Annotated in this window: 20 protein-coding genes; 6 read left to right on the top strand and 14 right to left on the bottom strand. The window is 38.1% G+C overall.

Annotation, left to right across the window (positions count from 1 at the left end; genetic code table 11):
• Nucleotides 1-488: 488 nt before the first annotated feature.
• The 3 genes from cls to IM45_RS01720 all read right to left on the bottom strand — a co-directional run bounded on the left by cls (nucleotide 489) and on the right by IM45_RS01720 (nucleotide 3,480).
• On the bottom strand, nucleotides 489-1,946 hold the full coding sequence (gene cls / locus IM45_RS01730; protein ID WP_038498494.1) for a cardiolipin synthase: 1,458 nt from the start codon (nucleotides 1,944-1,946) through the stop codon (nucleotides 489-491).
• Nucleotides 1,947-2,145: 199 nt separating this feature from the next.
• A complete protein-coding gene (locus IM45_RS01725; protein ID WP_038498490.1) occupies nucleotides 2,146-2,445 on the bottom strand; it encodes a YciI family protein in 300 nt (99 codons plus the stop codon).
• Nucleotides 2,446-2,718: 273 nt separating this feature from the next.
• Entirely contained in the window at nucleotides 2,719-3,480 is a 762-nt protein-coding gene (locus IM45_RS01720) for a YciC family protein (protein WP_038498487.1), read from the bottom strand.
• A gap of 646 nt (nucleotides 3,481-4,126) precedes the next feature.
• Between IM45_RS01720 and topA the strand changes: the two genes are divergently transcribed.
• Nucleotides 4,127-6,724: a type I DNA topoisomerase gene (gene topA / locus IM45_RS01715; protein ID WP_038498484.1), complete on the top strand. Its 2,598-nt coding sequence runs from the start codon at nucleotides 4,127-4,129 to the stop codon at nucleotides 6,722-6,724.
• A gap of 293 nt (nucleotides 6,725-7,017) precedes the next feature.
• On the top strand, nucleotides 7,018-7,992 hold the full coding sequence (gene cysB / locus IM45_RS01710) for an HTH-type transcriptional regulator CysB (RefSeq protein WP_038498481.1): 975 nt from the start codon (nucleotides 7,018-7,020) through the stop codon (nucleotides 7,990-7,992).
• Between the two features lie 55 nt (nucleotides 7,993-8,047).
• Here the strand turns inward: cysB and ribA are convergent, their stop codons facing one another.
• Entirely contained in the window at nucleotides 8,048-8,641 is a 594-nt protein-coding gene (gene ribA, locus IM45_RS01705) for a GTP cyclohydrolase II (RefSeq protein ID WP_038498478.1), read from the bottom strand.
• Between the two features lie 253 nt (nucleotides 8,642-8,894).
• Here ribA and IM45_RS01700 point away from each other — a divergent pair, with 253 nt between their 5' ends.
• Both IM45_RS01700 and pyrF read left to right on the top strand, forming a co-directional pair.
• Nucleotides 8,895-9,209 carry a LapA family protein gene (locus IM45_RS01700; RefSeq protein ID WP_038498475.1) on the top strand — a complete coding sequence of 105 codons (315 nt, stop codon included), beginning with the start codon at nucleotides 8,895-8,897 and terminating at the stop codon, nucleotides 9,207-9,209.
• Between the two features lie 294 nt (nucleotides 9,210-9,503).
• Entirely contained in the window at nucleotides 9,504-10,238 is a 735-nt protein-coding gene (pyrF, locus tag IM45_RS01695; RefSeq protein WP_038498472.1) for an orotidine-5'-phosphate decarboxylase, read from the top strand.
• A 46-nt stretch (nucleotides 10,239-10,284) separates the two neighbouring features.
• On the opposite strand, the gene IM45_RS01690 is transcribed toward pyrF, so the two are convergent.
• The 7 genes from IM45_RS01690 to lolB form a co-directional block, all read right to left on the bottom strand.
• The gene (locus IM45_RS01690) at nucleotides 10,285-12,225 is read right to left on the bottom strand and encodes an exoribonuclease II (RefSeq protein WP_038498468.1); all 1,941 of its coding nucleotides are present in this window, start codon (nucleotides 12,223-12,225) and stop codon (nucleotides 10,285-10,287) included.
• Nucleotides 12,226-12,348: 123 nt separating this feature from the next.
• The gene (gene fabI, locus IM45_RS01685) at nucleotides 12,349-13,131 is read right to left on the bottom strand and encodes an enoyl-ACP reductase FabI (protein ID WP_038498465.1); all 783 of its coding nucleotides are present in this window, start codon (nucleotides 13,129-13,131) and stop codon (nucleotides 12,349-12,351) included.
• Nucleotides 13,132-13,332: 201 nt separating this feature from the next.
• Nucleotides 13,333-14,424, bottom strand: a complete 1,092-nt coding sequence (gene ychF, locus IM45_RS01680; RefSeq protein WP_038498460.1) for a redox-regulated ATPase YchF — start codon at nucleotides 14,422-14,424, stop codon at nucleotides 13,333-13,335.
• Between the two features lie 48 nt (nucleotides 14,425-14,472).
• Complete coding sequence (pth, locus tag IM45_RS01675; RefSeq protein ID WP_038498457.1) at nucleotides 14,473-15,060, bottom strand: aminoacyl-tRNA hydrolase; 588 nt, start codon at nucleotides 15,058-15,060, stop codon at nucleotides 14,473-14,475.
• A 70-nt stretch (nucleotides 15,061-15,130) separates the two neighbouring features.
• Entirely contained in the window at nucleotides 15,131-16,078 is a 948-nt protein-coding gene (locus IM45_RS01670; protein WP_144241940.1) for a ribose-phosphate pyrophosphokinase, read from the bottom strand.
• A gap of 69 nt (nucleotides 16,079-16,147) precedes the next feature.
• Nucleotides 16,148-17,008, bottom strand: coding sequence for a 4-(cytidine 5'-diphospho)-2-C-methyl-D-erythritol kinase (gene ispE, locus IM45_RS01665; RefSeq protein ID WP_038498454.1), 861 nt, complete (start codon nucleotides 17,006-17,008; stop codon nucleotides 16,148-16,150).
• Nucleotides 17,005-17,580, bottom strand: a complete 576-nt coding sequence (gene lolB, locus IM45_RS01660) for a lipoprotein insertase outer membrane protein LolB (RefSeq protein ID WP_260086709.1) — start codon at nucleotides 17,578-17,580, stop codon at nucleotides 17,005-17,007. The genes ispE and lolB overlap by 4 nt, the downstream gene beginning before the upstream one ends.
• Before the next feature lie 243 nt (nucleotides 17,581-17,823).
• On the opposite strand from lolB, the gene prfA reads away from it, so the two are divergent.
• Both prfA and prmC read left to right on the top strand, forming a co-directional pair.
• Complete coding sequence (gene prfA, locus IM45_RS01655; protein WP_038498451.1) at nucleotides 17,824-18,906, top strand: peptide chain release factor 1; 1,083 nt, start codon at nucleotides 17,824-17,826, stop codon at nucleotides 18,904-18,906.
• Nucleotides 18,906-19,745, top strand: a complete 840-nt coding sequence (gene prmC, locus IM45_RS01650) for a peptide chain release factor N(5)-glutamine methyltransferase (RefSeq protein WP_038499543.1) — start codon at nucleotides 18,906-18,908, stop codon at nucleotides 19,743-19,745. The genes prfA and prmC overlap by 1 nt, the downstream gene beginning before the upstream one ends.
• Nucleotides 19,746-19,926: 181 nt before the next feature.
• On the opposite strand, the gene nadE is transcribed toward prmC, so the two are convergent.
• The 3 genes from nadE to IM45_RS03630 form a co-directional block, all read right to left on the bottom strand.
• A complete protein-coding gene (gene nadE / locus IM45_RS01645) occupies nucleotides 19,927-20,751 on the bottom strand; it encodes an ammonia-dependent NAD(+) synthetase (RefSeq protein ID WP_038498448.1) in 825 nt (274 codons plus the stop codon).
• 114 nt (nucleotides 20,752-20,865) lie between these two features.
• Entirely contained in the window at nucleotides 20,866-21,339 is a 474-nt protein-coding gene (locus IM45_RS01640; protein WP_038498445.1) for an LptF/LptG family permease, read from the bottom strand.
• 326 nt (nucleotides 21,340-21,665) lie between these two features.
• Complete coding sequence (locus IM45_RS03630; RefSeq protein WP_051984601.1) at nucleotides 21,666-21,854, bottom strand: hypothetical protein; 189 nt, start codon at nucleotides 21,852-21,854, stop codon at nucleotides 21,666-21,668.
• Nucleotides 21,855-21,916 lie beyond the last annotated feature (62 nt).

The raw sequence follows: 21,916 nt of genomic DNA, 5'->3' as shown, positions 1-21,916 counted from the left end.
CAATGGAATGGTTATTAGTGTAGCACTAATAAAGTACAGTATTATACTGCTTGTTTCCAACTAATATATACTCTAAGATATTTTATATAAATTGTGAAGAGTGGTTATCACTATATCAACACATGAATTTAGAAACATAGATGCTTGATATCATTGTATAGCGCGAAATTTCAGACATCAAATAGTATAGTTGTTACTAACATAGATGGCTGGTAAGATATTTGAGATCTAAGATTTATCTATTAAATATCTATAGCTATATTGCTAAATTCAACTCACATAATTTAAGAAATGATTACTAGTATTGAACTCTTAATTATTTTGATATAATTTCTTGATATTAATTTGATTTAAGTTATTTAGTAGAACGATTTTCTAGTAATGCATGATTTGTTGATGAGAATAGATTTCTAACGCTGTTTTTTATCTGTCCTACTTACTTTACGCTACACTTGAGCAAAGTATTATCATATTTAATAGTGATACAATCATAATAATGGACTCAAAAAGTAGCAAAGTCGCTCGATAATGCGTTGCCAGTAAGGACGTTTTGACCAGACTATCACGTCAATAAGCCGCGAATGTGCGATATAATCTTCTTGCACTCGCGCTAGATCGCTGCCAAAATCTTTAGCATCGATAACTAAGGTAATTTCAAAATTTAACCATAAGCTACGCATATCTAGATTAACTGTTCCTACTAAGCTTAATTGACTGTCTACCAGCACGCTTTTCGTATGCAATAGCCCGCCTTCGAACTGATGAATAAGTACGCCAGCTTCTAGTAGCTCTGATAAAAACGACCTACTCGCCCATCTAACTAGCAGGGAATCATTATCAAGTGGAATAATAATCTGCACTTTTACACCACGTTGGGCGGCAGTACAAATAGCATGTAGTAAATCATCGCTAGGTACTAAATAAGGTGTAGTGATAATTAATTCTTCACGTGCTGCATAAATTGCGGTGAGTAATGCCTGGTGAATGACTCCCTCTGGAAAACCAGGACCAGAGGCGATAACCTGGACAGTATTATTTGAATTAGAGTATTCGAATGGTATGATATTTTCGGCTGGTGGCTGGATGCGTTGGCCTGTTTCTATTTCCCAATCACGAGAATAGATTATACCCATTACCATAGTGATTGGTCCTTCCATGCGTGTCATCATATCTATCCATTGACCAACGCCGGCTTTTTGTTTGAAGTAACGCGGATCAACCATATTCATACTGCCAGTATAGGAGATGTAATTATCTATCAATACCATCTTACGATGCTGACGTAAATCCATCCGACGCAGGAATACACACAAAATACTAACATGCAAGACTTCAACAACTTTAACCCCTGCATTACGCATCATGGCAGGGTAGGGACTGCAGAAAAAGTGCACACAGCCGGCTGAATCGAGCATCAATCGACAAAAAACACCTCTACGTGCAGCAGCCATCAGTGCTTCTGCCACTTTATCGACTACTCCTCCTGCCTGCCAGATATAAAAAACAATTTCGATGTTACGCTGTGCCAGACTAATGTCGCGGATAAGTGACTTCATAGTCTCATAGGTATTAGTCAGTAATTGTATTTTATTACCTCTCAGACCACTGATACCCTGGCGGTGTGCACATAATTGAAACAGTGAACGTGCTACTTCGCTATTTGCAGTCGAAAATATTTGCTGGCAACATTTTAGATTATCAATCCACTGATTGATGGAAGGGCACACAGCCTTATTGCGTTCGTAGCGGCGCTTGCCAATATTAAGCTCACCGAGTAGCAAATAAATTATGATTCCTACCAACGGTAGAATATAAATCACTAGCAGCCAAGCCATGGCAGAAGGCACCGCACGACGTTTCATTAATATTCGCAAAGTGACACATGCAATTAATAACCAATAACTAAAAATTAGTAACCAGTTTATAATCGTATAAAGCGTTATCATAGAGAAAAAAACCTGTTCGCAGAACATAAGCTTGAGTTAACGCATGTATAAGGGAGACAATAGCAAATGTTTTTACTATCCCATAGAATATCAGTTCTACTAATAGCTTAAACTACCCTAGTGGTATCAAATAACTAGCTTCATTTACTAATGATCAGAATAATTAAATATTAGCTATTATTATTTATCTAAAATTATCTTAAAATATTTTTTTATATGGTTTAACTATAACTGTAGCGTAGATACAACCGGTAGCGACATTATGCTCAACCCAGGCCTGCGCTGTTTCCAAATCATCAAATTCCGCGATTATCGTATAACCATGAAATCCTGCGATACTAGGATCGCAACTGTCAACCGCCGGCGTCAGGCCGGCGGTTAATAGTCGTCCTTGGTTTTGTAGTAGTTGTAAGCGTGCCATATCTATTTTGTTACAACAGGTAGATAGGCCTTGTTCTAACAACTCGGTAACGCATTCTGTATAAATTACATAGAGCACGGGAAAAATGACCCCACAATTAAAAGAAATGTATTTAGTTCATTAACTCTCATCTATCGATCTCAAGAGATCTGTCTTAATAATGCGAATACCAATTTTTTTGGGTCATCTCTGTTACGAACAAGTAGAGAAGATACTGATTATTGCAGTATAACTACATAATCTATATCTCTTTAAATAAAATAGACGTATAGAAGTATGGTTAGTAAAATCTTTATATATTTGACATAGTAGACAATGCTAAATGGCATATATCAACTACTTTACAATAATTTAAACCACTCGTAGTAACATGTACAGACGATATAAATATATTAACAACAAAGATGAGATGAGATTACTGAATAAATTTAACAATATCGCTGTAAAAATTGGATGACATATAATAAATGGTGTGACTAACAGTAATACCATAGTTTTCGCGAACATCGATAATAGTACCGCCGGACTAATCAAGCGAATATTAGCGAAAGCAATTTCAATACTAGCGCGCATAGATCTAATAACCCCGAGATTATCAATCGTTGCAATGACAGGCGAGAGGCTAAAAGCTATGGATAGCAAAAATCCTGGGACTACAACTAGCAGTAGTCCTAATTGAACAAGTAACGTCGTAATAAAAATTAATAGCAGCAGGCGGGGTAGTAAACGCACCGATAACACGATAGCCCCCAGTACGCTAATTGATCGTTTATTTGAGATAAAACGTATCATAGTAAGTAGCCCTCCTGTTAGTAATGCATTACCAACGAGTCCAGCTAAAGTACCAGCAGCAGAGGTTTTAAGCAAAATGATCTGCTGGTCTATCGACATATGTTCTATTATTTGTTTGAAACTAATCTCTGATAACATTTCAATATCAGCTTTGTTACCAAGCGAGAGAATCTGTTCACTTACAGGAGCTGGAGCTAATGCATAGCAGCCCAGCAATACACTAATGAGTGCAGTTAATAGCGCAAGTAAAATAATGTCTGCGAACTTATTACGGAAAAAGTTCAACATGTCACGATATAGGATAGTCGCCATAATTGGCATGGGGGGGTTCCTTGGCAGAACAATAGTTAAAATAAGAGATAACATGATACCTTGTTATACCATCTATACTAGATACTTATATTATGAACGTAAAGTATCGTAGAACTACTCTCCATACATGTGCGGTGTAAATTTCACAACTAACCTGAAAATTTATTTCATATCATAGGTGAGTATGTACACCATAAATCAAATAATCATCTATGCCTAAAAGATCAAACGAACAATTCATCTCACTAATACGTTATGGTTATTGCTGTTTTTGTTCTTAAATTAGAAGATAATATCTATCGATATATAAATATATAATCATACTTTTTATATATTTAACCTAGAATATAAAAGAGGGATGATTTTTATCAAGCTTAATAAAAATTATACCTTTTAAATTACCTAACTACTACCAGATCTCATCTATAAAAATATATTCTTTTAAGTTAGTAGCTATAATCAGAAAACTTGTAATTGTTCGGATACTGAATAAGTCACAATAGATAAAGCATAAGCGCTTTAATAGAAAGTACTATTAGCATATGGTTAGTAAATTCAATTCTACTAAAAATTAATCAGATAAAAATAGAGTGCTCTAGTAATATAAAGAAATCAATTCTGCCAAAAATATAATAAATAATACGAGTAAAATAAAATGGTCAAAGCTCTTGTTATTGTTGAATCTCCAGCAAAAGCGAAAACAATTAATAAATATTTAGGTAATGACTATGTGGTTAAATCTAGTATCGGTCACATTCGCGATTTACCGATCAATAATTCTACTAGTAAAAATAGCGCAATAAAACCGAAACAAGGTAAACAAAACCAGCAGAGCGCACTAGTAAATCGTATGGGTATCGATCCCTATAATGACTGGTTAGCTCATTATGAAATTTTACCAGGTAAAGAAAAAATAGTTAATGAGTTAAAAGCTATCGCGGAACAAGCTGAACATATTTATCTTGCTACAGACCTTGACCGTGAAGGTGAAGCCATCGCCTGGCATATTAGGGAAGTTATAGGCGGTGATCAAACAAGATTTAGTCGGGTAGTATTTAACGAAATTACTTATAATACTATTACCCAAGCGTTTAAAAAACCTACAGAGCTTAATCTATATCGTGTTAATGCACAACAAGCACGGCGCTTCATGGATCGTATGGTGGGCTATATGGTTTCTCCTTTATTATGGAAAAGAATAGCTCGTGGCTTATCCGCAGGTCGGGTACAGTCTGTTGCTGTAAGACTTATAGTAGAGCGTGAACGCGAAATTAAAACTTTTTTACCAGAAGAATATTGGGAGCTATATGCTAATTTGCAGACTCATAATGGAGCACCACTGACAATGCGGGTTACACACCAACATCATAAACTATTTAAACCAATTAATTACACACAAATCCAAACTGTTATTCCTTTACTTGAGATTGCGAGATATCTCATCTGTAAGCAAGAAAATAAAATAACAAGTAGTAAGCCTGGTGCGCCTTTTATAACATCTACCCTACAACAAGCAGCTAGTACTCATTTAGGCTATGGGGTAAAAAGAACAATGATGCTTGCTCAGCGGCTATATGAAGCTGGATATATTACCTATATTCGTACTGATTCTACTCAGGTTAGTGAGGATGCGCTTAATATGGTCCGTAGTTATATCATAGATGTTTTCGGTAGTGAATATCTCCCTAATAAACCAAATCAGTATGTCAGCAAAGGTCAGACGCAGGAAGCACATGAGGCAATTCGTCCGTCCGATATTTATACCCAAGCTCAACAACTAAAAAATATGGATGAACAAGCACGAAATATTTATCAATTAATCTGGAAGCAATTTGTTGCCTGCCAGATGATACCAGCGCAGTATGACTCTACAATATTGACCGTAACAGCGGGTGATTTTCAGCTCTGTGCTCGTGGGCGAACACTACGTGTCGATGGTTGGACTAAAGTTATGCCTGTGTCTGTGTTGCGGAAGGAGAATGAAGATAAAATCTTACCTTTAGTAGAAGTGGGCCAGATATTAACTCTACAACAATTGATTCCAAGCCAGAATTTTTCGAAACCACCTGCACGCTACAGTGAAGCTTCGCTTGTCAAAAAGCTAGAAAAACTTCGTATTGGCCGACCATCTACATACATGTCTATTCTATCTTCAATTCAAAATCGTGGCTATGTCAATATAGAAAATCGTCGTTTCTACGCCGAAAAAATGGGAGAAATTGTGACTAAAAGTTTAGAAGAAAATTTCTGTGAACTAATGAATTATGACTTTACAGCTAATATGGAAAATACACTTGATAAAATCGCTAATAATAAGCAAGAGTGGAAAAATGTACTTGATACTTTCTTCGTTAAATTGATTAAACAACTAGAAAAAGCTGAGAAAGATCCAGCAGAAGGTGGTATGCAGCCTAATAATATGGTCATAACGAACATAATTTGTCCTATTTGTAGTAGGAAAATGGGCATTCGTACTGCTAGTACTGGAGTTTTTCTTAGTTGTTCTGGTTATGCACTCCCGCTAAAAGAGCGTTGTAAAAAAACAATGAACCTGATATCTGAATCTGAATCAATGAAGATATTAGAAAGCGATAATACAGATACTAATGTCTCTCGCGTACGGCCCCATTGCATCAAATGTAATCAGATAATGGATAGCTACCTAATCGATCAGTATCGTAAATTACATGTATGCGGTAGTAATCCTTTATGCGATAGTTATCACATCGAACAAGGTAAATTTTATATCAAAAGCTATCACGGTCCGAAGTGCGAAAAGTGCGGTACAAATATGCACCTAAAATTAGGCCGTTTCGGTAAATATGTAGCTTGTATAAATGATCAATGCAAAAATACTAGGAATATATTAAGTAATGGGGATATAGCACCACCAAAGATTGATCCAGTAGCATTACCAGAGCTAATATGTAACCATGCTAATGCTTATTTTGTATTACGTCATGGTGCGACCGGAGTATTCCTAGCAGCTCATACTTTCCCAAAAGTACGCGAAACTCGCGCGCCGCTAGTTGAAGAATTAGTGAAATTTAAAGATCGTCTACCAAATGTACTGCGTTACTTAGCGGATGCGCCTGCACAAGATGAAGAGGGCAATAAGACTTTAGTACGCTTCAGCCGTAAAACCAAACAACAATATGTTTCATCAGAAAAAGATGGTAAGGCAACCGGTTGGACTGCCTTTTTTATTGACGGACATTGGCAGATAAAACCAATATCTAGGAGCGGAGCCTAAAAGCAAGCTCAAGCTATCAGCTCTATCATTATCTCCAGTTTATTAGGAATAAATAAACTAGCTTACCTATATTAATTAGTAGCTCTCCTTGACTTTCTACAGGTTGGCTATTTTAATTGAATCTTTCATAGAGTGATATTACTTGTTTTTTTATGATTTAATACTATAAATTATAATAAACTCTTTGAATCCTTTAGCTTTGCTAAAATCTGAACCTGGTTTGCTATCTTATGTCACCAGCTAGGCTGATGATTTTCGCGCTCCATGTTCAAGGTACATGCCAGGATACCAAGATGAAATTACAGCAACTTCGTTATATCGTAGAAGTAGTGAACCATAACCTCAATGTTTCTTCTACTGCTGAAGGTCTTTATACCTCTCAGCCCGGTATTAGTAAACGGGTGCGAATGTTAGAAGATGAGCTAGGGGTACAAATATTCGTCCGTAGCGGTAAACATCTAACTAGGGTAACACCAGCAGGTCAGGAAATTATTCGTATTGCACGCGAAGTACTCTCCAAAGTTGATGCTATCAAAGCAGTAGCTGGGGAACATACCTATCCTGATAAAGGATCATTGTATGTAGCAACTACCCACACTCAAGCACGTTATGCTTTACCAGAAGTTATCAAAAGCTTTATCAAGCGTTACCCACTAGTATCACTACATATGCACCAAGGCTCTCCGGCACAAATTGCAGAAGCTGTATCTAAAGGGTTAGCTGATTTTGCCATTGCTACTGAAGCACTGCATTTGTATGATGATTTAGTGATGTTGCCTTGTTATCACTGGAACCGTGCTATTGTGGTGTTACCACATCATCCTTTAGCCAGCAAAAAAAAGATAGCTATTGAAGAACTAGCATCTTATCCACTGGTTACTTATACCTTTGGCTTTACTGGTCGCTCTGAGCTGGATATCGCTTTTAACCACGCGGGACTGAAACCACGTATTGTTTTTACGGCTACTGATGCAGATGTAATTAAAACTTACGTGCGTATGGGTCTTGGTATTGGTGTGATTGCTAATATGGCTGTAAGCTCGGAAGCGGACCAGGATTTAGTAAAAATCAGCGCAGATGTCTTATTTGCACAGAGTACTACTAAAATAGGATTCCGTCGTAGCACATTTTTGCGTAGCTACATGTACGATTTTCTTCAACGTTTCGCACCGCATTTAACCCGTGAAGTAGTAGATATGGCGGTAGCACGGCGATCTAATGAAGAAATTGAAGTAATATTTCAGGAGATCAATTTGCCGGTAAAGTGATAGTCTATGATTATTAAGCTGCTAGCCTTATAATATAATTACATATCAGTTATTTTTATTTCTCATTAAGTAAATGCCCCATCTTAGCTGCTTTGGTATCGAGATAACGTGCATTTTCCGGATTACGACCAACAATTAGGGGAACTCGTTCAGTAATCGTTATACCAGCCTCAGAAAGTATCTCAACTTTCTTAGGATTATTAGTTAGCAAGCGAACTGAACCTACTCCTAGCACTTTGAACATATCGGCGCAAAGAGTGAAATCTCGTTCATCAGCAGCAAAACCTAGCTGATGATTTGCTTTAACCGTATCAGCTCCTTTATCTTGAAGCGCATAGGCACGAATTTTATTCAGCAGCCCGATATTACGTCCTTCTTGACGATGATAAAGTAGAAGACCACGTCTCTCTTCCGCAATATAACTCAGCGCAGCCTCTAACTGAAAACCGCAATCACAGCGCAGGCTGAAAAGAGCATCGCCGGTCAAACATTCGGAGTGCACTCGTGCCAGAACCGGTACTGGACTAGTAACATCACCATAGACCAGCGCTAGATGATCATGTTTTGTGGCGATCTCCTCAAATCCTATCATTAGAAAATCACCCCATGGTGTTGGCAGTTTAGCTTCTGCCACACGTTTAAGCTGCATGATACTCTCCAAAAAAACAAATATACTTTCTGGTACCACTGATGTTAGTGTGCCATAAATTTATCTTATTACTGGGTATTGTTATCGTCAACTGGTTACAAATTAGTCAATCAGCATATATTTATGCCGATGAGACTGATACTTTCTGTTAAGCTTGCCTGTGCTCATTAGGAAATGTTCTTAATATTAAAACTGTAGTACATAGTAATTAACCTTTTCATAACCATAACATTGCTTGCTTGCAGGAACTAATGTGAAATACATTCTTATTATGTTGCTTATGCTGGTGATATTTATCACCTTACTTTTATTTGGAGCACACAATAATCAGATTCTATCTTTTAACTACTTGCTCAATAAAAGAGAATTTCGGGCATCGACACTATTATCACTCATCTTTCTCGCTGGCTTTATCATAGGTTGGATTACTTGCGGTCTATTCTGGTTGCGTACTAGTTTAGCGTTAGTTTACGCCAAAAGGGAGGTAAAACGGCTTACACAACAACAGATCGCCCAGACAGTAAATGTTACGTCTAACAATCGCTCCAACAATTCCCGTGGTATTTAAGGAATGAAAAGTTTTTATATATGGGAGATAACAACAGAAAAAATGAGATGTTAGATATAAATCTTAGCACTATTAAAACTAATAGTATCATTACTAATTTAAGTAAGCTCATTAAAAATATTAGATGTATTTAATTAGTAATTCCTAATGCTATGCTCCATGCATTTTAACCTATTAACCGAAAAATCTTAGCACTCCTAGCTCGTATGAATTATAAGCTTAGGTAGGTTAAACCTCTTAGTGTAGATTACCAGTGAAGCGCAACATGATTCTCTGAAAAAAAAGGAATTATTAATGACATGTCAGGCTTTACCACTATCGACATACTCTCCACTAATTGTGGCGTTAGATTATGCCCATGCAAGTCAAGCACTGGCATTTGCAGATTTAATTTCGCCACAGCATTGTAGGTTGAAAATAGGACAAGAGATGTTCACGCGTTTTGGGCCAGCGTTGATAATTGAGCTACAGCAACGTGGTTTTGATATTTTTCTTGACCTAAAATTTCATGATATACCTAATACTGTTGCCAGAACAGTATCTGCTGTCGCAGATTTAGGGGTATGGATGGTTAATATACATGCTAGTGGGGGTGAAAAAATGATGGTTGCTGCACGTAATGCCCTGGCTAACTTTGGTCCAGGCGCCCCACGTCTTATTGGAGTAACAGTACTAACTAGCATCAGTGATAATGATTTACAAATACTTGGTATTCAAGGTACAACTACAGAATTTGCTATTAGACTAGCCATCTTAACAAAAAATTGTGGCCTAGATGGAGTAGTCTGTTCAGCACAGGAAGCAGTACATATTAAGGCAATATGTGGTCATAATTTTACTATAGTAACACCGGGAATTCGTCTAGCATTTAATCAAATGGCTGATCATGACCACTGTCGAGTCATGACTGCGCAACAAGCACAACAAGCTGGCGTCGACTATATGGTTATCGGTCGTCCCATAACCCAAGCAGCGGAACCTCATGTAGTATTATGGGAAATACTACGTTCACTTAAACAGTCAAACTAGTTTATGAAGTAGGTTATTCACTAATAATACATAATTATAATTTTGATTATGCTGAAATAATTTTAGCAATAATAGAACGATTTTCCATACGTACTTCTACAATAGTTACCTCTATTGTATCTCCCTGGCGGTAACATTCTTTACCTTTTACTTGTACTATGCCGGTATCCTGGTTACAAACTAACTCATCACGTATACTATGGATAAAGAGGGCAGGGATGAAAGCAATAGCACCATTATCTACTAATCGTACCCGCATACCACTACGACAAATATCGATAATTTCAGCACTATAACAAATCTCGGTACCTGCGGTTTTTTGAAGAAAGCGAGCATATAGCCAATCCTCTACGTCTCGTTCCGCAATACGGTTTTGCCTACGACGTTCAGATATACGCAAAGTAATCTCTTTTTTAGGTCGCTCTGCTTTCCTTGCACCAATAAGCGCCTTTAGTAAACGATGGTTCATCATATCGCTATATTTACGAATAGGGGAAGTCCAAGTTGCATAAACATCTAGTCCGAGACCAAAGTGGGGACCAGGCTCTGTTTTTAACTCTGCAAACGTCTGGAAACGACGAATGCGGCTATCCAGATATGAGGTTGGCATGGCATTTAACTGACGACGTAAAGCGCAGAATCCTTTCATCGTCAGCAATTTATTAGCATCGGCTGGAATATTATGGTTTCTTAAAATAGCTACTGCCTGATCTACCATAGCTACGTCAAAGCCATTATGGGTGTTATATAGACCAAAGCCCAGACCATCACGTAATACACGTGCCGCGCAGATATTAGCCGCTATCATTGCCTCTTCAATCATTCGTTTCGCAATACGGCGCGGTTCGGCAATAATATTATTGACTTTCCCTTTTTCATCCAGAATAAAACGATAATCTGGTTTATCCTTAAATACTAACGCATGTTGCTCGCGCCAGGAGCTACGAGCTTGGCAAACTCTATGTAAAAGGCGTATCTGCTCAGCGATAGTATTGTTATCAGGTTGCCACACACCGCTGTTTTCTAGCCAGTCGGATACATCATCATAGCTTAACTTAGCTTTAGATTCGACCCAGGCTGTGAAAAAACGTATATCTTCTTCCAGAGTACCATCATATTGCATTGTCACTTGGCAGACAAGAGCTGGTCGCTTTTCATAAGCGCGTAAAGAACATAGATTATCTGATAACATCCGCGGTAACATTGGAATGTTAAAGCCAGGAAGATAGTTGGTGAAGGCTCTATGACGAGCAATAGTATCTAACTTACTTCCAGCAATAATCCATGCCGTCGGATCTGCTATAGCAATCGTAATGACTAATGTTTCATTTGGTCCGTAAGCTACATGTAATGCATCATCTATATCTTCAGTACTAGCATTATCAATTGTGATAAAATTTAGCGCTGTTAGATCTTCTCGTATCAGACCATCGTCTTGTGGTATTAGACCTTTAGGCATAGCTGGCGCTTCTCGTTCTAAATTATGCTTAGCTAAGGTTACCCACCATGGAGCAAAATAATTACCGCTGGTCGTCACTAGTTCTATTATTTGAGCGTAAAAGTAGCGATGACCTTCTAGAGGATGGCGGCACATTTCCGCTACTACCCAATCTCCAGTAGAGAGTCTATTACTCACGTTGTGTCGCGGACCTGCCGGTATCAATTCTTTAATCAGCCGATTCTCTGGTAAAATAGTTACTCTATCGTCTTTGATTTGTATCTGACCTACAAAGCGAGATAAGAAAGGCTCAATTAAAGCCTCTGGTTCAGCGATTTTACGATCTTTTTCTGTATGTAATACCGCACTAATTTTATCACCATGCATTACTTTTTTCATAAAAGGGGGAGGAATGAAATAGCTATTTTGCGAGTCAACTTCGAGGAAGCCAAACCCTTTATCAGTACTTTTTACTACACCTTCCGTGCGTGGTGTTTTAGAGTGCAGTTGTTGTTTCAGCTGTATCAGTAGAGAGTTATTTTGAAACATAATCTTTTAATACTTGTAATTAGCTTAGTTGATAGTTTTACGCTATTAGTTTTGCTGCTGCAAGCAGCCTAGAAAGATTTCTCGTATAAAATATATCAACTCTTCTCGTCTGGTGTATTAATACTATTCTAGTTCGTTCATAACAGCGATATGAAAACCGCCATCTACATGCACAACTTCACCGGTAATACCAGCTGATAAATCAGAGCACAAAAATGCCGCGGTGTTACCAATATCTTTAATAGTTACTAAGCGACGAATAGGCGTAACCGATTCATAATAGCTCAGCATTTTTTTAAAGTTTCGTATGCCGGAAGCCGCTAGTGTTCGAATGGGACCAGCAGAAATAGCATTAACGCGTACACCCTGAGGTCCCATAGCATTGGCCATATAGCGGGTGTTAGCCTCCAAAGATGCTTTTGCTAAACCCATCACATTATAGTTAGGAATAGCACGTTCTGCTCCAAGATAGGTAAGGGTAACAAGGGCAGAGTTAGGATTCAGCATGGATCGGCATGCTTTTGTGATAGCAACAAAACTATAAGCGCTGATATCATGCGATATAGCAAAGCCTTCGCGAGTCACCGTACTAACATAGTCACCATTCAGTTGATTACTAGGAGCATAAGCAATGGCATGAATAAAGCCGTCAAAGTTAGGCCATAACTTTACCAAACCGGTAAAAAGTGCTTTAATGCTAGCATCTTCCGCGACATCACATGGTAGCACGATGCTCGAATTAAAATCTGCTGCAAAATGTTCCACTCGCGATTTGAGCTTATTATGTTGATAAGTAAAAGCTAGCTCTGCTCCCTCACGGTATAGAGCCTGAGTGATACCGTAGGCAATAGAACGATGGCTAGCGATACCTGTGACTAGAATACGCTTACCAGTAAGAAAACCCATCGCACTCCCCATTCACTGATATTGATTGTTTTGCTTATTATAGTCTATTTACTCATAAGAGTAGAATATGATTTTTTGCTGGTATGTCGACTACAGACGCTACATGTGTACCGTAATAGTAGCTACTACTTTAGTGATTAACTCATAAGGCTAATGAGGTTTACTTTGCGATTAGATATAATCTTTAATTAAGACGTCAATTTAGATATTAAACAGGAAATTCATCACATCGCCATCTTTTACAACGTACTCTTTACCTTCAAAACGCATTTTACCTGCTTTTTTGGCACCTTTTTCACCGTTAAATTTAACAAAATCATTAAAAGCAATAGTTTGAGCACGGATAAATCCTTTTTGAAAATCAGTATGAATCTGACCCGCAGCCTGTAATGCTGTAGCGCCTACTGGGATAGTCCAGGCACGTACTTCTTTTATGCCAGCTGTAAAGTACGTTTGTAACTTGAGTAGCTCATAACTAGCTCTAATGACACGATTTAGTCCGTGTTCTTTTAGATCTAATTCTGTTATAAAAGCGTCGTATTCTTCTTTTTCCAAATCGGCAATATCAGACTCAGCTGTTGCGCATACGGCAATGACAATCGATTCTTCTTGAGAAGCAATAGTGTAGACTATGTCTAAATAATGATTATTCTTAAAACAATAGTCATTCACATTAGCGATATATATCGTTGGTTTCAGCGTTAGTAAACTTAGATAGCTAATAGTACTTTTCTCTTCATTACTTAAATTTAATGTACGTAACATGCCTGCATGGCTTAGATGCATTAGGCATTTTTCTAGGGCGGATAACTCGAGCTTAGTATTTTGATCACGATCTTTAACGTTTTTCTGTACTCTATTAATAGCACGTTCACAAGTGTTCAGATCCGACAACGCTAATTCGGTATTGATGACATCAATATCTGATGCAGGATCTATTTTCCCCTCCACATGAATGATGTTTTCATGTTCAAAACAACGTACGACATGATTAATTACTTCTACTTCACGAATCTTAGTTAGAAACTTATTACCTAAACCTTGACCTTTGGATGCACCTTTTACCAAGCCTGCAGTATCGACAAACTTTATTGTTGTAGGAATGACGCGCTGTGGTTTCACAATTGCAGCAAGCTGATCTAATCGTGAATCTGGTACAGATAAAACACCAGTATTAGGTTCAATAGTACAGAATAAAAAATTTTCTGCTGCAATATGCGCTTTAGTTAGTGCATTAAACAGCGTTGATTTTCCTACGTTAGGCAATCCAACAATGCCGCATTTTAAACCCATAATATTCCTTAGATTATTTTGGTAATTGACTTGATTGATTTTCTTTATTCACGATATAGATAGGTGGGTATGTAGCTGGTGCATCGCTTTGACAGCATCTTCCTGAATAAGAATGCTAGTACAACGTACCGACTCATTGATAGCATTTTGAATTAGCTCCTGTTCTGTCACCGATGGTGTATCTAAAACAAAGCTTACTACTTTGTTTTTATCACCGGGGTGACCAATGCCAATCCGCAGTCTGTAAAAATTGGGATTATTACCCAAACTGTGGATAATATCTTTTAATCCATTGTGACCACCATGACTACCTTTATATTTCAGACGAGCATAACCAGGTGAGATATTGAGCTCGTCGTGTGCAATTAAAATTTCTTCCGGCGCGATGTGATAAAATGTAGCCATTGCAGCCACTGCTTTACCATTATCATTCATAAATTTGGTCGGCACTAGCAATCGTACATATTTTTCACCAAGATTAAAGTGACCAGTATAGCCAAAAACATTGCGGTTTTCTTTTAAATACTGACGATTTTCATTAGCTAGCTGCTTGACATACCAGGCGCCAACATTATGGCGAGTTGTCATATATTTATCCCCTGGATTAGCAAGCCCTACAATAAGTTTGATGGTCACTTTTTTATTTTAATTCAGCTATTTGGGTTTTAAAGTTATTAGTAATTTTTACAACTACTGGGTATGAACATTAATGCTCAAACATTGCAGAAATTGATTCTTCATTACTAATTCTACGAATAGCTTCTGCTAGCATACCGGACAACGTAAGAGTACGTACATTGGGCAGCGCTTTAATAGCAGTATTTAATGGAATAGTATCACATATAATGACTTCATCAATTACCGAGTTCTTAATATTTTCATAGGCGTTGCCTGATAAAATCGGGTGAGTAGCATAGGCGAATACACGCTTGGCACCATGTTCTTTCAGCGCTTCTGCTGCTTTGCATAGTGTGCTGCTAGTATCAATCATGTCATCAACTAGTACACAATCACGATCCGCTACTTCACCGATAATATGCATTACTTGTGAAATATTGGCGCGCGGACGACGTTTATCGATAATTGCCATATCGGTATCATTAAGTCGTTTAGCAATAGCACGAGCGCGGACAACACCGCCAATATCCGGTGATACCACAATAGGATTTTTTAGATCTTGTTGTAGCATATCTTCTAGTAGGATCGGACTACCAAAAACATTATCTACCGGAACATCGAAGAAGCCTTGAATTTGTTCGGCATGTAGATCTACTGTTAGAACTCGATCTACACCGACACTTGAAAGAAAATCAGCTACAACTTTTGCAGTAATTGGTACGCGTGCGGAGCGAACACGACGATCTTGTCTCGCATAACCAAAGTATGGTATTACTGCAGTGATACGTCCCGCAGAAGCACGACGTAGAGCATCAACCATGACGACTAATTCCATTAGGTTATCGTTGGTAGGAGCACAGGTTGACTGAATGATAAATAAATCACCACCGCGTACGTTTTCATTAATTTGCACGCTAACCTCTCCATCGCTAAAACGACTAACTGCTGCTGCACCAAGACTAGTATACAAACGATTAGCAATACGTTGTGCTAGTTCTGGGATAGCGTTACCAGCAAAAAGCTTCATATCAGGCACCAGGATAACCTCAATTTTGGGTTCGGTAAAATTAATTCAGCAATATTTTAGGCTTAATTTTAAGCTTATTTACTCATGATACTCCTGCAATAACATGTGGTGTAATGGCGAAATGTTCATACCTCGAGCGACAAAACCATGCATCCATTTTGGTGCAAGTAAAAATATCCGGCGCGCAGCAGATTCGGTATCAAATTCTGCAAATACACAAGCGCCTGTACCAGTTAATCGTGACGGCGCGTATTTTAACAGCCATAATAGATGTTGTTCAACCACTGGAAAGTGGTTTCTGATTATGGGCTCGCAAGTATTATAAAAAGGTGCTTCTAATAATTGCCTAATAGAACGTTTAGGTGTATTTCTTTGTAAATTAGGATGATTAAAAATAATCGAAGTAGCAATTTGGATTTGCGGAATAGCAACTAAATACCATTTTTCAGCTGGGAGCACCGGTGTAAAAGTATCACCTATACCTTCAGCTATGGCCGCTTGACCGTAAACAAATACCGGGACATCGGCACCTAGCATTAGCCCTAAGTGAGCTAACGTCTGAATATCGAGTCGGCATTGCCATTGAGCATTAAGTGCTATCAATACCGTCGCAGCATCTGACGAACCACCGCCGAGACCACTGCCTATCGGTAGGCGTTTTTTTAGACTAATATCTGCACCTAATATGCTTTTTCCCATTTTAAAACAATGGCTTTGTAATAGTTGGGCAGCACGAAGAATTAAATTATTCTCTTCTACCACGCCAGGAATAGGGTTAAGTAGTCTAATCTTGTAGTTATTAGTAGGTGTGATAGTGATACTATCACCATAATCTAGAAATTGAAAAAGTGTTTGTAAAAGATGGTAACCATCAGGACGGCGACCGGTAATATATAAAAATAAATTAAGTTTAGCCGGCGCTGGCCACTGACGTATCATGACAGACTCCAATTGTCTATTTTAAATTTGATGCTATTTTCGCCTTGCTGTATTTCTAAGTTGGCGGGTAAAGCAGGTACTGTGTCATAATGATAACACTTATAAGTCACTGTCCAATACTGGCCATTATGACTAGAATAAATTTTATGTAGGTAGCCTCGTTGATCTAGTGTGAAATTAGTTGTGTTACCGGGAAGACCCAGCATCCACTGACATAAATTCTTCAGTGGAATATCGATGCCTAAAAGTTTTTTTATCAAGGCATCGTCGCTGACATATATTTGGTTATGATTATCAATAATTTGCACTACTCCTGGTCGTACATATAAGTCTATTTGTTTTTGACCAATTAGATTCAGTAACAAAATTCTATAATGATCAGTGTGAATTTGTTCCCAATAAAAGCGAGCATAAACTTTTTGGGTATTTGAAATATAGGCAAAAGCACCGCTAAGTTTATAACTATTAATTTTCGCAACTAACTGCTTGTGATTGTGCCATTTTAGATTAAGGTTACTTTGTGCTGGTAATAATGGTGTATGAATACTACAAGATGTGAGTAATAAGCTCATGATTAGGATGAGTAAAAATAAGTATTTTTGATGTATAGGCATACGAAACATTTTGATCTAGATTAATAGCTATATTTTTATAGTGCACACTTCTAGTTGCTAATAATCATAACTATAGCAACAAATTAGTCTAATGGTGATAAAACAAACTTTATTATAGGATTGTAATGGGCTTAAGAACGCACCATATGTGCCTTCTTTTGAACTTAACGCACTAAATATTAATAAGATAAACAATTAGGTATGAAAGCTTCTATAATTACCAAGTTGAAAGCGTTGCAAGAGCGTTATGACGAAGTAGAAAGACTGCTAGGTAACCCTAAGATAGTTACCGATAGGGAACGTTTACGCATATTATCCAAAGAGTATGCGCAACTTGCTGAGGTGACCACCTGTTTCCAACGTTGGCAACAGGTGCAAAATAACATCCATACAACCTGGCAGATGCTTGAAGATTATGAAATGCGCGATATTGCACAAGAAGAACTCAATCAGTTACGTACCTTGCTCGTTCCACTAGAACAACAGTTACAAGTTTTACTATTACAAAAAGATCCTAATGATGAACGCGGGTGTTTTCTTGAAGTACGCGCCGGTACTGGAGGAGATGAAGCTGCATTATTTGCTGGAGACTTATTTCGTATGTATAGTCGTTACGCAGAAATACATCGTTGGAAAGTAGAAATAGTAAGTGCAAGTTACGGTCAGCACGGGGGCTATAAAGAAATTATCGTCAAAATTTCTCATGAGAACGCCTATGGTCAGCTTAAATTTGAATCTGGTGGTCACCGTGTGCAACGCGTACCGGAAACAGAATCTCAGGGACGTATCCATACTTCCTCCTGCACCGTCGCAGTAATCCCTGAGATTCTAAAGGCTGAATTACCGGAAATTAATGTTGATGACTTGCGTATCGACACTTTTCGTTCGTCAGGTGCTGGGGGACAGCACGTGAATACTACAGAATCTGCTATTCGTATTACCCATTTGCCAACTGGTTTAGTTGTCGAGTGCCAGGATGAACGTTCGCAGCATAAAAACAAAGCTAAAGCTTTAGCGGTACTAGGCGCCCGCTTGCGCGCAGTAGAAGCACAGTGTCGACAACAAGAAGAGTCTTGCATCCGCCGTAATTTACTTGGTAGCGGTTATCGTTCGGATCGGATCCGTACTTATAATTTTCAGCAGGGACGCATTACAGATCACAGGATAGGTTTAACTATTTATCAGTTAGATGAGGTTATAGAGGGTAAGCTAGAGATATTACTTCAGCCCATTATGCAGGAATATCAAGCTAATCAGCTCGCAGCATTATCTGAGACTACATGATCACTTGGCGGCAATGGCTTGACCAAGCCAGTTCCCGGCTTACTACGTCACCAAGTCCAAGACGTGATGCAGAAATATTACTAGAGCAAGTAGTAGGCATAGGACGGACGCATCTGTTAGCGTTCGGAGAAACTTTGTTAGATGAGGCTCACCGCACGCAGCTAGAGGATTTACTAGAGCGTCGAGCACGCGGTGAGCCTATCGCTTATATAACTGGTGAGTGGGAGTTTTGGTCATTACCTCTGAGGGTCTCTACCGAGACCCTCATTCCTCGGCCAGATACCGAATGTTTAGTGGAACTTGCGCTAGATCTACTATTACCAACTAAGGCTGAAGTGCTTGATCTAGGCACTGGAACTGGTGCTATTACGCTCGCGCTAGCATCAGAACGACCAATTTGGCGTTTAACCGGAGTAGATATTCATCCAGGTGTAGTTGCTTTAGCTTACGATAATGCTGTACGTATCGGCGTAAAAAATGTGTACTTCCTGTGTGGCAGCTGGTTTCAACCATTGCAATGGCAAGCAACACGTTATAGTTTGATTGTGAGTAATCCACCCTATATTGATGCTAATGACCCACATTTAAATCATGGAGATGTATATTTCGAACCTAAAAGCGCGCTAGTTGCTGACAATCATGGTATAGCAGATATAGCGGCAATCTGTAATGCCGCCGGTAGATATTTACAGTACAGCGGTTGGTTAATATTAGAACATGGTTGGCAACAAGGAGCAGAGGTACGTAGATTACTTACCCAAGCTGGTTTTGTTCATATAACTACTATACGTGATTATGGTAATAATGAGCGTGTTAGTCTAGGACAATGGTTTTATTAACTATGATGAATAACATTTCAGGTGGTGTCGCACTCAAGTTGGCGAACTAGCGCGTACCGGTATGGCCGTAGGGATCGCCAAACTATTTCTGGAACTAGATTACGCTAAGTACGTTAGAATATTTCTTGCGCTAAAAACAAGTAATGAAAGCAAGTATTGATCACTATATCTGTACAATAAATTATTGCCAAAAATTATCGAAAACTGTGATCGGCAGATGACGTTTATGTTTAGTTCGTTGATACCAGTCTTCAATTGTTCGTGCAGCTTTTACATCAATAATTTTTCCTTCAAGATAATCATCTATTTGCGTATAAGTTACCCCTAGCGCTAATTCATCTGGTAAAGCTGGACGTTGTTCTTCTAAATCAGCAGTTGGCGCTTTAAGATAAAGATGTTCTGGACACCCAAAGTACTGCAACAAAGCTGTGACTTGGCGTTTATTGAGCCGGAATAAAGGGTTTATATCAGCACCGCCATCACCATATTTAGTGAAGAAGCCAGTCATTGCTTCTGCTGCATTATTTGTACCAACAACCAACCCAGCGGTCATGCCAGCAATGCTATATTGTACTTTCATACGTTCACGGGCTTTCTCATTACCCTTGAAAAAGTCACTTAAAGTGAAACCAGCATTGTACAAAGTGGCTTCACTAGCTTTAATGGAGCTTTGAATATTAATATTAATCATATGGTCAGGTTGGATGAAGGTCATGACATCATGACAGTCTGACTCGTCTTTCTGTTCTCCATAGGGAAGCCGCACAGCGATAAATTGATATCTTTCCTCTCCAGTATCATACCGTAATTCTTTGATAGCAAGTTGGCATAATTTACCAGTTAGAGTAGAATCTTGTCCGCCACTAATGCCTAATACCAGCGTATGTAGAAAAGAATGTTTAGTTAAATAATTTTTGATAAAATTAACGCTTATTCGCACTTCTTGAGCAGGTTCTATTTTTGATTTGACACCCAGTGTTGTTATAATTTCTTGTTGTTTTTCCATTATTATGATCTCTTTAAAAGTTAGATATTGACTACATATAACGAATATGTTTTCCAAGTAGTTTTACCAAACTAAACAGTTACTGATTGATTTTATCATGGTAAACAACAGCTCTTAACGTAGTTTGAAGAGCAGAACAATACTAATGGTTAAAAAAAGCATACGAAGTAGTAATGCCCCAAGCATAGGCGATATATGATAGAATAGACTTAAAAGTCTAAATACATTATCTAGAACATAAAACATAAAGCCAAAGCTAATACCAGTGACAACCCGCACCCCTATCTGCACGCTACGCAAAGGTCCGAAAATAAAAGATAAAGATAGAGCCATCACATATTTAATTGATAAGAGTGATACTCTTCCCCACTCTTTTGAAGAGATTTTAGGTAAGAAAATTACGATATCTTTAGGAATACTAAGCAGTACATACTCTCCGGCGCTGAGCACCGAATAGCTACCTTGGTTAACTTTACGTAATTGGTTAATATATTTTATCATCCCTGATAAAGAAACTAATATGAAGAGTGTATTTATAATAGCATTCAAAATAGTATTATTAATATAATCGTTTAATACTTCACGCATACATCAATTATTACCCCTGATGTATGAAAAATCGTTTAACCTCCTACGAAATTTTCTCCCTAGTACGCTATCCCACAAATTTAGTACTAGTGCGATAGCTAAGTACATCATATTAGTAATCCACATCCATAGTATTGAATCTCATTTACCTTGTGTACCGTTAGAACGCAGTAAGCTCTGCAAACGCAGAGAATATCAAATATATTAGCATCACCGATAACATATTAAGTACACCACCCTTATCAGCACGGATAAAACCAACATGAAACGTCAATGAAACTCAGCATGTTATGGAGACATTTTCCCGTACGATCAGCGATATGAGCTTAAAAATTAGTAACATTTGTGACACTAAAATTATTTAGTAATGGTATACCATCATAACAAGTATCATTGTCTAACATTATAAGTTGCGAGTCGTCCTCACTCTCTTTAATTTGACCACGCTCTGCTATAACTAACGATGGATAAATTTTTTCGTGCTGCTTGACTTGTGCTAAAAAAACATTTTTCAAGATTGGCCCCTCAATTTTACCAACGAAAGGAAAAGCACGAAATTACTATTTACCTCCTAGCA

The sequence above is a fragment of the Candidatus Palibaumannia cicadellinicola genome (genome assembly GCF_000754265.1).
Lineage (GTDB): Bacteria > Pseudomonadota > Gammaproteobacteria > Enterobacterales > Enterobacteriaceae > Baumannia > Baumannia cicadellinicola_B.
Note: the sequence above shows the minus strand (reverse complement) of the source record. Positions and strands in the feature narration are given on the sequence as shown.

Bases quoted from the DNA above. Each gene is read 5' to 3' on its own strand.
- ribA (WP_038498478.1), bottom strand. From the start codon at position 8,641: ATGCAGCTTAAACGTGTGGCAGAAGCTAAACTGCCAACACCATGGGGT.
- prfA (WP_038498451.1), top strand. From the start codon at position 17,824: ATGAAAGCTTCTATAATTACCAAGTTGAAAGCGTTGCAAGAGCGTTAT.
- topA (WP_038498484.1), top strand. From the start codon at position 4,127: ATGGTCAAAGCTCTTGTTATTGTTGAATCTCCAGCAAAAGCGAAAACA.
- lolB (WP_260086709.1), bottom strand. From the start codon at position 17,580: ATGAGCTTATTACTCACATCTTGTAGTATTCATACACCATTATTACCA.
- ychF (WP_038498460.1), bottom strand. From the start codon at position 14,424: ATGGGTTTAAAATGCGGCATTGTTGGATTGCCTAACGTAGGAAAATCA.
- cysB (WP_038498481.1), top strand. From the start codon at position 7,018: ATGAAATTACAGCAACTTCGTTATATCGTAGAAGTAGTGAACCATAAC.
- IM45_RS01720 (WP_038498487.1), bottom strand. From the start codon at position 3,480: ATGCCAATTATGGCGACTATCCTATATCGTGACATGTTGAACTTTTTC.
- pyrF (WP_038498472.1), top strand. From the start codon at position 9,504: ATGACATGTCAGGCTTTACCACTATCGACATACTCTCCACTAATTGTG.
- ispE (WP_038498454.1), bottom strand. From the start codon at position 17,008: ATGATACGTCAGTGGCCAGCGCCGGCTAAACTTAATTTATTTTTATAT.
- nadE (WP_038498448.1), bottom strand. From the start codon at position 20,751: ATGGAAAAACAACAAGAAATTATAACAACACTGGGTGTCAAATCAAAA.
- IM45_RS01690 (WP_038498468.1), bottom strand. From the start codon at position 12,225: ATGTTTCAAAATAACTCTCTACTGATACAGCTGAAACAACAACTGCAC.
- cls (WP_038498494.1), bottom strand. From the start codon at position 1,946: ATGATAACGCTTTATACGATTATAAACTGGTTACTAATTTTTAGTTAT.
- IM45_RS01640 (WP_038498445.1), bottom strand. From the start codon at position 21,339: ATGCGTGAAGTATTAAACGATTATATTAATAATACTATTTTGAATGCT.
- fabI (WP_038498465.1), bottom strand. From the start codon at position 13,131: ATGGGTTTTCTTACTGGTAAGCGTATTCTAGTCACAGGTATCGCTAGC.